The 13795-nt window shown below is 68.2% G+C and carries 1 protein-coding gene (cut by a window edge); it reads left to right on the forward strand.

What is annotated here, in order from left to right; translation table 11 throughout:
* Positions 1 to 13795: part of a non-ribosomal peptide synthase/polyketide synthase coding region (locus tag LZ199_RS34410; RefSeq protein ID WP_253997998.1), annotated on the forward strand (this coding region is incomplete at its 3' end). 14058 nt of the annotated region lie to the left of the window's left edge; the window shows 13795 of its 27853 annotated nt.

The following is a 13795-nucleotide window of genomic DNA, read 5'->3' on the forward strand; positions in this document are numbered from 1 at the left end:
GACGCGGCGACCATGGAGCGCCTCGCACAGCACTACGCGGTGCTGCTCGGAGGGCTGACCACTTCGCCCGATGTCCAGCTCGGCTCGGTTGCGATGCTGACGCCGGATGAGAAGCAGGTGCTCACTGAGTGGACCGGCACCACGTCCGCCTACCCGCGCGACGCGTCCATCCACTCCCTCTTCGCTCAGCAGGCCGCTCGTACTCCGGACGCTGTCGCTGTCGTCTCTGGCGAGGAGTCTGTCTCCTACGCCCAGCTCGATGCGCGCTCCAACCAGCTCGCTCACTACCTGCGCTCGCTGGGTGTGCTCCCGGGCTCGCGCGTCGCTGTCCGGCTTGACCGCTCCGCCGACCTCATTGTCTCCCTCCTCGCCATCCTCAAGGCGGGGGCGGCCTACGTCCCCCTCGACAAGGCCTGGCCCTCCGAGCGTCTCGCCTTCGTCCTCCGCGAGTCCGCTGCTGGCGTCGTCATCTCCCACTCCGATGTCGTCGACGACTTGCCGGCCTTCGGCGCGGTCCTCCTCGTCATTGATGAGGAGGCTTCTCGCATCGCGCGCCAGCCCTCTTCACCTCTCGCAGGTGCCGTGACGGGCAATGACCTTGCCTACGTCATGTTCACCTCCGGCTCCACGGGTGAACCCAAGGGTGTCTGCGTCCCTCACCGTGGCGTCACCCGCCTCGTCTCTTCTTCCTTCATCTCCTTCGGCGCCTCCGACGTCTGGCTCCACGCCGCTCCCGTCGCCTTCGACGCCTCCACTCTCGAAATCTGGGGTGCGCTCCTCCATGGCTCCAAGCTCGTCCTCGCTCCTCCTCACTCGTTGTCTCTCGAGGAGTTGGGCTCACTGCTTGTCCGTGAGGGAATCACCTCCCTCTGGCTGACGGCCGCGCTCTTCGAGCAGATGGTCGCCACTCAGCCCGTTGCCCTGGCCGGAGTCCGCCAGGTGCTCGCCGGTGGTGACGTCCTTCCGCCCTCCCGCGTCCGCGAGCACCTCGCCCGAATCCCTTCGGGCCACGTCCTCGTCAACGGCTACGGCCCCACCGAGAACACCACCTTCTCCGCCACTCACTCGCTGCGGCATGGGGACTCCGTCTCTCGCTCCGTCCCCATCGGCGCGCCTCTCTCCAACTCCTCCGCCTTCGTCCTCGACGCCTCCTTCCAGCCGCTCCCTCCAGGCGTCCCGGGAGAGCTCTTCGTCGGTGGTGACGGCCTGGCTTGGGGCTACCTCAACCGCGCTGACCTCACCGCTGAGCGCTTCGTTCCGCACCCCTTCAGCAGCACTCCTGGTGCTCGCCTCTACCGCACCGGTGACCGCGTCCGCTGGCTCGCCGACGGCACCCTCGAGTTCCTCGGCCGCTCCGACTTCCAGGTGAAGGTCCGCGGCTTCCGCATTGAGCTGGGCGAAGTCGAGACCGCCGTCCGCCTCTTCTCCGGCATCCAGGAAGCCGTCGTCCTCGCTCGTGAGGACGTCCCCGGTGACAAGCGCCTCGTCGCCTACTTCACCTCTGCTCACGACGTCGACTCGTCCGCGCTTCGCTCCTTCCTGCTTCAGCGCCTGCCCGAGTACATGGTGCCGGCCGCGCTCGTCTCTCTCCCGGCCTTCCCTCTCTCCGCCAACGGCAAGCTCGACAGGAAGGCTCTCCCTCCTCCCGACTTCGCTGCCGCCATTTCCGGCGACGACTTCGCCCCTCCCTCCACGCCTACCCAGACGCGACTTGCTTCCATCTTCGCCGACGTCCTCGGCCTGGAGCGCGTCAGCATCCACGGCGACTTCTTCGAGTTGGGTGGCCACTCCCTCCTCGCCACTCAAGTCGTCTCCCGCATCCGCTCCACCTTCGACGTCGAGTTGCCTCTCGGTGAGCTCTTCTCCTCGCCCACCGTTGCGCTTCTCTCCGAGCGGCTGGACCTGCTCCACGGCTCCGCGTCCCGCCAGCCGGCCCTCGTCCCTGTCGACCGCGCCCAGCCGCTGCCGCTCTCCTTCGCTCAGCAGCGTCTCTGGTTCCTCGACCAACTCCAGCCCGGCTCTTCCGCTTACAACATCCCCTGGATCCTCAAGCTCTCGGGCTCGCTGGACACATCCGCACTGCTTCAGTCCCTCAACGCGCTGATTCAGCGCCACGAGGCCCTGCGCACCCGCTTCGCCGTTCATGAGGGCCAGCCCATTCAGCTCGTCCAGCACGACTTCCTGCTGGAGATGCCCCTCATCGACCTCTCGTCTCTGCCCGAGCAGGAGCGCGATGCCGAAGCCCAGCGTCTTGCTTCCGCCGAGGCCCTGCGTCCTTTCGACCTGGCCCGTGGCCCCGTCGTCCGCACCTCGCTGCTCCGCTTGGACGAGGCGCAGCATCAGCTCCTCGTCACCGTCCACCACATCGCGTCCGACGGTTGGTCTATCGCCGTCATGGTCCGCGAGCTCGCCGCCTTCTACCGCCAGTTCTCCGGTGGCGAAGCCGCCCAGCTCGCACCCCTTCCCATCCAGTACGCCGACTTCTCCGTCTGGCAGCGCCAGTGGCTCCAGGGCGACGTCCTGGCCTCGGAAATCGGCTGGTGGCGCAACCAGCTCTCGGGTGCTCCTCCCTCCATCGAGCTTCCCACCGACAGGCCTCGGCCCCCCGTCCAGACCTTCCGCGGCGCCCTGATTCCCTTCGAGCTGTCTCCAGAGTTGACCTTGGCCGTGAAGACGCTGGCTCAGCGCGAGGGCGCCACGCCCTTCATGGTCCTGCTCGCCGCCTGGCAGCTCCTTCTCTCTCGCTACTCTCGTCAGGACGACATCAGCGTTGGCTCTCCCATCGCCAACCGCAACCGCGCGGAGACCGAAGGCCTCATCGGCTTCTTCGTCAACACCCTCGTCCTGCGCGCTCGCATCAATGGCAGCCAGTCCTTCCGCGAGCTGCTCTCCCAGATTCGCCTGTCCACCCTGGCCGCTTACGAGCACCAGGACGTCCCCTTCGAGAAGCTCGTCGAGGAGCTCCAGCCCCAGCGCGACCTCAGTCGCAGCCCTCTGTTCCAGGTCTCTTTCGTCTTCCAGAACGCTCCCGACGAAGCGCTCCGCCTCCCGGGGCTCTCCCTCGACTTCCTCACCTCCGAGCTTCACTCCGCCAAGTTCGACCTCTCTCTCGGCATGAGTGAGCGCCAGGGTCGACTGCTCGGCACCCTCGACTTCAACTCCGACCTCTTCGACGCCGCCACTCCGCGTCGCATGGCTCGCCATTTCGAGAGCCTGCTCGCCGACGCCACCTCTCGCGTCGACGTGCCTCTGCGTCACCTCGGCCTGCTCGACGACGACGAGAAGTCCCAGCTGCTCTCCGACTTCCAGGGCGCCCAGGCGAAGTACCCGAGTGAAGCCACGCTTCACTCCCTCATCGAAGCCCAGGCGTTGCGTACGCCCGAGGCCGAGGCCGTTCGCTTCGACGACAGCGCCCTCACCTTCGCCCAGCTCGACTCACGCTCCAACCAGCTCGCGCACCACCTGCGCTCTCTCGGCGCTCGCCCGGGCGTCCTCGTCGGAATCTGCCTGGAGCGCTCGCTCGACCTCATCGTCTCGCTTGTCGCCGTCCTCAAGTCCGGCGCCGCCTACGTGCCCCTGGACCCGGCGTATCCGCGCGAGCGTCTCGCTGGGATGCTCGAGGACGCCGACGCTCCCGTCCTCCTTACGCACGAGCACCTGAAGTCCGTGCTCCCTCCGCACGCCGCTCGCGTGCTCTGCCTCGACTCCGAGTGGGACGCCGTCTCGCGCCAGCCGTCCTCTGCCCCCGCGCGGCTGGCCGGCCCGGATTCGCTCGCCTACGTCATCTTCACGTCCGGCTCCACCGGCCGCCCCAAGGGCGCCATGAATGCCCACTCAGGCGTCGTCAACCGCCTGCTGTGGATGCAGCAGCAGTTCCCACTGGCGGCATCCGACTCCGTCCTCCAGAAGACGCCCTTCTCATTCGACGTCTCCGTCTGGGAGTTCTTCGCCCCGCTCATCTCTGGCGCTCGCCTCGTCGTCGCGAAGCCCGGCGGCCACCAGGACCCCGCGTACCTCGTGCGCCTCATCGCCGAGCAGCGCATTTCCATCGTCCACTTCGTCCCCTCGATGCTCCGCGCCTTCCTCGAGGAGCCGGGGCTCGAAGCGCTGTCTCACGTCCGTCGGCTGGCATGCAGTGGTGAAGCCCTTCCCGCCGAGATGGCGCGCCGCGCCCACTCGCGGCTGCCTCACGCGGAGATCTTCAACCTCTACGGCCCCACCGAGGCCGCCGTCGAAGTCTCCTTCTTCCGCTGCACCCCGGGGGACGCTCGACACTTCGTCCCCATCGGCAAGCCCGTCGCGAACACGCGCCTCCTCGTCCTCGACGAATCCGGCCAGCCGTCTCCCGTGGGTGTCCCCGGGGATCTCCTCATCGGCGGCGTCCAGGTGGGCCTCGGCTATTGGCGCAGGCCCGACCTCACCGCTGAGCGCTTCATCCCCGACGCCTTCAGTGCCACCCCTGGTGCGCGCCTCTACCGCACCGGCGACGTCGCTCGCTGGCTGCCAGATGGCACGCTCGAGTACCTCGGCCGCTCCGACTTCCAGGTCAAGCTGCGTGGCTTCCGCATTGAGCTCGGTGAGATCGAGGCCGTCCTCCGCACGCTTCCTACGGTCTCCGACACCGTGGTCGTCGTCCGGGATGAGGCGCACCTCGTCGCCTACGTCGTCCCCTCTCCCTCCGCCACTCCCGACTCCCAAGCCCTTCGCTCGGCGCTCTCGCTCCAACTGCCCGAGTACATGGTGCCGTCGGTCTTCGTCCTCCTCGACGCACTCCCGCTCAATCCCAGCGGCAAGGTGGACAGGAAGGCCCTTCCCACGCCGGACTTCGTCACCACCGCGCGCGAGTACGTCGCGCCTCGCACTCCGGCCGAGGAACTGCTCGCATCCCTCTTCGCGCTCGTCCTCGGTGTTGAACGAGTCGGCGTCACCGACAACTTCTTCGAGCTCGGTGGCCACTCCCTCCTCGCCACCCAGCTCATCTCCCGCGTCCGCAAGTCCTTCGGCATCGAGCTGCCCGTTCGCGCGCTCTTCGAGGCCGCCACCGTCGCGCAGCTCGCGCCTCGCATCGAGGCCTCACGTCAGGCCCAGGATGGCCTCCAGCTCCCGCCCTTGGCGCCCGTGGGGCGCACGGGCGACCTGCCGCTCTCCTTCGCCCAGCAGCGCCTCTGGTTCCTCGACAGGCTCCAGCCCGACAGCCCCTTCTACAACATCCCCACCGCGCTTCAGGTGCACGGCGAGCTGCACACCGACGCCCTCACTCGCGCCCTCCACGAGCTCGTCCGCCGCCACGAGTCCCTGCGCACCAGCTTCGTCACTCGCGCCGATGGTGAGCCCGCGCAGCGCATCCACTCCGACGTCGAGTTCTCCCTCTCGCACATCGACCTCGGACATCTCCCCGAGGAGGCCCGCGACGCCGAGGCCCAGCGCCTCGCCACCGCCGAGGCCCAGAAGCCCTTCAACCTGACCCACGCGCCGCTGCTTCGCGCCACCCTCGTGCGCCTCTCCGAGCAGCGCCACGTGCTGCTCATCACCGTGCACCACATCGTCTCCGACGGCTGGTCCGCGGGCGTCTTCGGCCGTGAAGTCATCGAGCTCTACTCCGCCTTCAGCCAGGGCCTGCCTTCTTCTCTGGCTCCGCTCACGCTCCAGTACGCCGACTACGCCGCATGGCAGCGCGGCTGGCTGCGTGACGAAGCACTCGCCCAGCAAGTCTCCTGGTGGCGTCAGCACCTCGCCGGCGCTCCCCAAGCCCTGGAGCTGCCCACCGACCGGCCCCGTCCTCCCGTCCAGTCCGCTCACGGCGCCAACCTCCCCGTGCGCCTCGGCTCGGACCTCACCGCCGCGCTTCGCACCCTCTGCAGCCGCGAGGGCGTGACGCCCTTCATGGTGTTGCTGTCCGCCTTCAACGTCCTCCTCGCCCGCTACTCAGGCCAGGACGACATCGTCGTCGGCTCTCCCATCGCCAACCGCCGCCAGGCCGAGCTCGAAGGCATCATCGGCTTCTTCGTCAACACGCTCGCCCTTCGCACCCAGCTTCGGTTGGACATGTCCTTCCGCGAGTTGCTCGCCCAGGTGCGTGAGTCCACCCTCGGCGCCTATTCGCATCAGGACGTCCCCTTCGAGAAGCTCGTCGAGGAGCTCCAGCCTCAGCGTGACCTCAGCCGCTCGCCGCTCTTCCAGGCCATGCTCGCCCTGCAGACGGCGGCTCCCTCCACGCCCCGCTCCGGCGCTGATGATGCGACTGTCCTTCGCGCCCTCGACGTGGACAGCGGCACCGCCAAGTTCGACCTCTCGCTGCTCCTCGTCGACTCCGGCGACGACATCTACGGCCTGCTCGAGTTCAACACCGACCTCTTCGACAAGAGCACCGCCCAGCGTCTCGGCGAGCACCTCTCGCGCCTGCTCCAGGCGGCCGTCTCTGACCCGAGCCAGTCCCTCGCTCACCTGCCGCTGCTGAGCGCGGAAGAGAAGCACCAGCTGCTCACCGCGTGGAATGACACCGCGAGCGTTCCCCACGTCGCCTCGCTCATCCACCGTCCCGTCGAAGCCCAGGTGGCGCGCAAGCCTCACGCCATCGCCGTCTCCGACGGTGTCTCCTCGCTCACCTACGCGCAGCTCGACACGCGCGCCAACCAGCTCGCCCACCTGCTGCGCCAGCACGGCGTCACCCCGGGAAGCTCCGTCGGCATCTGCCTCGACAAGTCCCTCGACATGGCTGTCGCCGTCCTCGCCTCGCTCAAGGCCGGCGCTTCCTACCTCCCGCTGGACCCCAACTACCCCTCCGAGCGCCTTGCCTTCATGCTCGAGGACTCCGCTGCGCCCGTCGTCCTCTCTCACTCCAGCCTCCGCGCGTCGCTGCCCGCGGAGTCCACGGCGCGGCTCGTCCTCGTCGACACGGAGGCGGATGCCCTCTCCGCTCAGCCTCCTCACGCGCCTCAGCTGGCGCTGTCGCCCGAGTCTCCCGCCTACGTCATCTACACTTCCGGCTCCACCGGCAGGCCCAAGGGCGTCGCCCTTCCTCACCGCGCGCTGAGCCACCTGCTCTCCTGGCAGCTGCGTCAGTCCGCGAAGCCCGCGGCCACCACCCTCCAGTTCGCCTCTCTCAGCTTCGACGTCTCCTGCCAGGAGCTCTTCTCCACCTGGTGGGCCGGCGGCACCCTCGTGCTCCCCACTGGCGGCCTGCGCCAGGACATTCCGGCGCTGCTCGACTTCATGCACCAGCAGCGCGTCGAGCGGCTCTTCCTGCCCTTCGTCGCACTCCAGGCGATCGCGGACGCCGTCTCTCACGGCGCCACCGTTCCGACGACGTTGCGCGAAGTCGTGACGGCCGGTGAGCAGCTCCAAGTCACTCCCGCGCTCGTCTCCCTCTTCGAGAAGCTCCCGGGCTGCGTCCTGGAGAACCAGTACGGCCCCTCCGAGACTCACGTCGTCTCCGCTTTCCGCATGCAGGGCCCGCCGGCCTCCTGGCCGCGGCTGCCCTCCATCGGCTCGCCGCTTCCCCACACCCAGCTCTTCGTCCTCGACGCTCTCGGCCTGCCCTCTCCCATTGGCGTGCCCGGCGAGCTCTTCATCGGCGGCGCCCACCTCGCGCTCGGCTACCCTGGCCGCCCCGAGCTGACGGCGGAGAAGTTCGTCCCCCATCCCTTCGCGTCGACTCCCGGCGCTCGCCTCTACCGCACCGGCGACTCCGCTCGCTGGACGGCTGACGGTACCGTCGAGTTCCTCGGTCGCCTCGATGGGCAAGTGAAGCTGCGCGGCTTCCGCGTCGAGCTCGGCGAAGTCGAGGCCGCGCTGCGCTCCCTGCCCGGCATCCGCGACGCCGCTGCGCTCGTCCGCGAGGACGTCCCCGGCGCCAAGCGCCTCGTCGGCTACTTCGTCCCCGGCTCCGAGGCGGACGCCGCCACTCCCGAAGCACTCCGCTCCGCCCTCCTCAAGCGGCTGCCCGAGTACATGGTGCCCTCCGTCTTCGTCCCCCTGGAGGCCCTGCCGCTGACGCCCAGCGGGAAGATCGCCAGGAGGCTGCTGCCCGCTCCCGACGCGGCCAGCCTCACGGACGAGGCCACCTTCGTCGCGCCTCGCACCCCCACCGAGGAGAAGCTCGCCGAGCTCTTCTGCTCCGTCCTCAACCTGCCTCGCGTCAGCGTCACCGACAGCTTCTTCGCACTCGGTGGCCACTCCTTGCTCGCCACGCAGGTCGTCTCCCGCATCCGCTCCACCTTCAACATCGAGCTCCCCCTCCGCGAGCTCTTCGAAGCGCCCTCCGTCGCGCAGCTCGCCGAGCGGCTGGAGCAATACTCCGTCGACTCGAAGGTCCCCGCACTCGTCCCTGTCGACCGTTCTCGGCCGCTGCCGCTCTCCTTCGCGCAGCAGCGTCTGTGGTTCCTGGATCAGCTCCAGCCCGGCGGCTCCGCATACAACATCCCGTGGGCGCTCAAGCTCACCGGAACCCTGGATTCAAACGCGCTGCTCCTGTCCCTCCGCGCGCTGGTTCAGCGGCACGAGGTGCTGCGCACCCACTTCGCCATTCACGAGGGTCAGCCCGTCCAGCGCATCCAGCAGGACGTCGTGCTGGAGATTCCGCGCGTCGACCTCCGCGCGCTGCCGCAGCAGGAGCGAGACGCGGAAGCCCAGCGCCTGATGCGCGGGGAGGCACTGCATTCATTCGACCTGTCTCGGGGTCCGCTGGTCCACGCGACCCTGGTGCGCTTGAGTGACGACGAGCATCTCCTGCTCGCCACCGCACACCACATCGTCTCCGACGGATGGTCTGTCGCCATCATCGTCCGCGAGCTCGCCTCCTTCTACCGTCAGTTCGCCGGGGGAGAACCCGCTCAGCTCGCCCCCCTGCCCATCCAGTACGCCGACTTCTCCGTCTGGCAGCGCCAGTGGCTCCAGGGTGACGTCCTCGCGTCCGAGATCGACTGGTGGCGGAACCAGCTCGCCGGTGCCTCGACCTCTCTCGAGCTGCCCACCGACAGGCCTCGTCCCGCCGTTCAGACCTATGGGGGCGCCATCGTCCCCGTGACCCTCTCCAGACAGTCGAGCGACTGGGTGAAGGCGCTCGCGCAGCGCGAAGGCGCCACGCCCTTCATGGTGCTGCTGGCTTCCTTCCAGCTCCTGCTCTCCCGCTACTCGGGTCAGGAAGACGTTTCGGTGGGCTCGCCTCTCGCCAACCGCAACCGCTCCGAGACCGAGGGTCTCATCGGCTTCTTCGTCAACACCCTTGTCTTCCACGCCCGCCTCGATCCGAAGCAGTCGTTCCGTCAGTTGCTCTCGAAGGTGCGCCTGTCCACGCTGGCCGCCTACGAGCATCAGGACATTCCCTTCGAGAAGCTCGTCGAGGAGCTGCAGCCCCAGCGCGACCTCTCCCGCTCCCCCCTCTTCCAGGTCACTTTCACTTTTCAGAACGCTCCTGAAGAGGAGCTCGAGCTCCCCGGCATCACGCTGGGCGCGCTGCAGCCGAGCGTCGAGTCCTCGAAGTACGACATCAGCCTCTTGCTCGAAGAGCGCAGCGACGGTTTCACCGGTGTCTTCAACTACAACACCGACCTCTTTGACGCGGCGACCATGGAGCGCCTCTCGCGTCACTACGCCGTACTGATTGAAGCGCTGCGTTCCGCCCCCGATGCACAGCTCGGTCTGATTCCGCTGCTCACGTTGGAAGAGAAGCAGCAGGTACTCACGGGCTGGAATGGGGCTGTTAGCGATTACCCGCGCGACGCGTCCATCCATGGACTCTTCGCGCAGCAGGCCGCTCGCACTCCCGACGCTGTCGCTGTTGTCTCCGGTGAGGAGTCACTCTCCTACGCCCAGCTCGATGCGCGCTCCAACCAGCTCGCTCACTACCTGCGCTCGCTGGGTGTGCTCCCGGGCTCGCGCGTCGCTGTCCGGCTTGACCGCTCCGCGGACCTCATTGTCTCCCTCCTCGCCATCATCAAGGCGGGGGCGGCCTACGTCCCTCTCGACAAGGCCTGGCCCTCCGAGCGCCTCGCCTTCGTCCTCCGTGAGTCCGCTGCTGGCGTCGTCCTCTCCCACTCCGATGTCGTCGACGACTTGCCTGCCTTTGGCGCGGTCCTCCTCGTCATTGATGAGGAGGCCTCGCGTATCGCGCGCCAGCCCTCTTCACCCCTCGCAGGTGCCGTGACGGGCGATGACCTCGCCTACGTCATGTTCACCTCTGGCTCCACGGGTGAACCCAAGGGTGTCTGCGTCCCTCACCGCGGCGTCACCCGCCTCGTCTCTTCTTCCTTCATCTCCTTCTCTTCTTCCGACGTCTGGCTCCACGCCGCTCCTGTCGCCTTCGACGCCTCCACCCTCGAAATCTGGGGTGCCCTCCTCCACGGCTCCAAGCTCGTCCTCGCTCCTCCGCATTCGCTGTCACTCGAGGAGTTGGGCTCGCTGCTCGTCCGTGAGGGCATCACCTCTCTCTGGCTGACGGCCGCGCTCTTCGAGCAGATGGTCGCCACTCAGCCCGCTGCACTCGCCGGGGTGCGCCAGGTGCTCGCTGGTGGCGACGTCCTTCCGCCTTCCCGCGTCCGCGAGTACCTCGCCCGCATCCCTTCGGGCCACGTCCTCGTCAACGGCTACGGCCCCACCGAGAACACCACCTTCTCCGCCACTCACTCGCTGCGGCACGGAGACTCCGTCTCTCGCTCCGTCCCCATCGGCGCGCCCCTCTCCAACTCCTCCGCCTTCGTCCTCGACGCCTCCTTCCAGCCGCTCCCTCCAGGCGTCCCGGGAGAGCTCTTCGTCGGTGGTGACGGCCTGGCTTGGGGTTACCTCAACCGCGCCGACCTCACCGCTGAGCGCTTCGTTCCGCACCCCTTCAGCAGCACCCCTGGTGCTCGCCTCTACCGCACCGGCGACCGCGTCCGCTGGCTCGCCGACGGCACCCTCGAGTTCCTCGGCCGCTCCGACTTCCAGGTGAAGGTCCGCGGCTTCCGCATCGAGCTGGGCGAAGTCGAGGCCGCCGTCCGCCTCTTCTCCGGCATCCAGGAAGCCGTCGTCCTCGCCCGTGAGGACGTCCCCGGTGACAAGCGCCTCGTCGCCTACTTCACCTCCGACGAATCCTCCGTCGACGCCTCGGCTCTGCGCGCCTTCCTTCTCCAGCGCCTGCCCGAGTACATGGTGCCGGCGGCCCTCGTCTCTCTCCCGGCCTTCCCGCTCTCCGCCAACGGCAAGCTCGACAGGAAGGCCCTCCCTCCTCCCGACTTCGCCGCCGCGGACGCCTCCGGCGACGACTTCGTCCCGCCTTCCACGCCTACCCAGACGCGCCTCGCCTCCATCTTCGCCGACGTCCTCGGCCTGGAGCGCGTCAGCGTCCACGGCGACTTCTTCGAGTTGGGCGGCCACTCCCTCCTCGCCACTCAAGTCGTCTCACGCATCCGCTCCACCTTCGACGTCGAGTTGCCCCTCGGTGAGCTCTTCTCTTCTCCCACCGTCGCGCTTCTCTCCGAGCGGCTGGAATTGCTCCACGGCTCCTCGTCTCGCCAGCCGGCACTCGTCCCTGTCGACCGCACTCAGCCGCTGCCGCTCTCCTTCGCTCAGCAGCGCCTCTGGTTCCTCGACCAGCTCGATCCTGGCGCTTCCACCTTCAACATCCCCTGGGCTCTCAAGCTCACCGGCAATCTCCACACGGAGGCCCTGCGCCAGTCCTTCAACGCGCTGATTGAGCGGCACGAGGTGCTTCGCACCCACTTCGCCATGCACGAAGGGCAGCCCGTCCAGCGCATCCAGTCCGATGTCCGACTGGCGCTGCCTGTCGTCGACCTGCGCGCCCTGGACTCCTCCTCGCGCGACGCCGAAGCCCAGCGGCTCATGCGAGAGGAAGCGACTCACTCCTTCGACATGTCTCGTGGCCCGCTGGTGCACGCCACCCTCGTGCGCCTTGCCGATGACGAGTACCTGCTGCTCGTCACCAATCACCACATCGTCTCGGATGGTTGGTCTGTCAGCGTCATCGTCCGCGAGCTGGCTGCCTTCTACCGCCAGTTCTCAGGCGGCGAGGCCGCGCAACTCTCACCGCTGCCCATCCAGTACGCCGACTTCTCCGTATGGCAGCGCCAGTGGCTTCAGGGCGAGGCGCTCGACGCCCAGCTCGACTGGTGGCGCGAGAATCTGTCCGGAGCGTCGCTGCAACTGGAGCTCCCCTCGGACTTTCCGCGTCCGCTGGTGCAGGGCTTCCAGGGCGCACGGGTCGAACGGATGCTCCCGCGTGAGCTGGTCGACTCGCTCAACGCCATGTGCCGCCAGGAGGGCACCACGCTCTTCATGGCGTTGGTCGCCGGCTTCCAGGTCGTCCTGTCCCGCTACTCGGGACAGCAGGACTTCGTCATCGGCACCGACATCGCCAACCGCAATCGCGCGGAGACCGAAGGCCTCATCGGCTTCTTCATCAACCAGCTCGCCCTGCGGGCGCGACTGGGCGGCAACCCGTCCTTCCGTGAGCTGCTGGAGCGCGTGAAGACGGACACGCTGGGCGCCTATGCGCACCAGGATCTGCCGTTCGAGGAGCTGGTCAAGGCCATCAACCCCGAGCGCGGTCTCGGCTTCGCGCCGCTCTTCCAGGTCAAGCTGGTGCTCCAGAACCAGCCAGACGAGGAGCTGAAGGTCCAGGGCCTCACGTTCCGCCCGCTGAGCAGCGAGACGGGAACAGCACGGCTCGACATCACCCTCGCCCTCCAGGAGACGGCACGGGGCCTGGGTTGCAGCGTCGAGTACCGCACGGACCTCTTCACCTCGGACACCATCAACGGACTGCTGAGCCACCTGAGCACGGTGCTCGAAGCGGCGGCGGCCCAGCCCCAGGCGCCCATCTCCACGCTGCCGCTGATGCAGCGGGACGAGCAGCAACGGGTGCTCGTCGAGTGGAACGACACGGCGCGGGACTTCCCCCGCGAGTCCACCGCGCACGCGCTCTTCGAAGCCCAGGCCGCGCGCACGCCAGACGCCACCGCCCTGCGTTTCGAGGGCGAGTCGCTCACCTACGCCCAGCTCGACGCTCGCGCCAACCGCCTCGCGAACCACCTTCGCTCGCTCGGAATCAGGGCTGAAGTCCCCGTCGCGCTCTGCCTGGAGCGCTCGCTGGACCTCGTCGTCTCCATCCTCGCCATCCTCAAGGCTGGCGGAGCCTGGGTCCCGCTCGATCCTTCGTACCCCGTCGAGCGGCTCTCGTTCATGCTCCGTGACTGCGCCGCTCCCGTGCTCGTCACGACGGAGGACATCGCCGACGAGTTGCCCACCAGCGCGCAACAGCTCGTGTTGCTCGACGTCGACGCGAGCTTCATCGCGGCGCAGCCCGAGTCCGCTCCGGTCTCCGGCACCTCCGCCGACAACCTCGCCTACGTCATCTACACCTCCGGCTCCACCGGCACTCCCAAGGGCACCCTTCTCCAGCACCGCGGCCTCTCCAACACCGCCCTCACCGCCGGCCGCGCCCACGGCTTCACACCCTCTTCCCGCGTCCTCCAGTACGCCGCCTTCGGCTTCGACGCCTCCGTCGCTGAAATCTTCGGCGCGCTCCTCGCCGGCTCCACCCTCGTCCTCGCTCCTCGCGAGCGCCTCCTCCCGGGCGCTCCCCTCCGCGACTTGCTCCGCGACGAGTCCATCTCCGCCGTCACCCTCACTCCCTCTGTCCTCGCCCAGATGCGCCCCGAGGACCTCCCCTCCCTCCAAACCCTCATCTCCGCCGGTGAGGCCTGCTCTCCCGAGCTCGTCCAGCGCTGGGGCTCCCGCCTCCGCCTCCTCAACGCCTACGGCCCCACCGAAGTCACCGTCTGCGCCTCCATCTCCGAGC

This window comes from Myxococcus qinghaiensis (assembly GCF_024198215.1).
GTDB lineage: Bacteria > Myxococcota > Myxococcia > Myxococcales > Myxococcaceae > Myxococcus > Myxococcus qinghaiensis.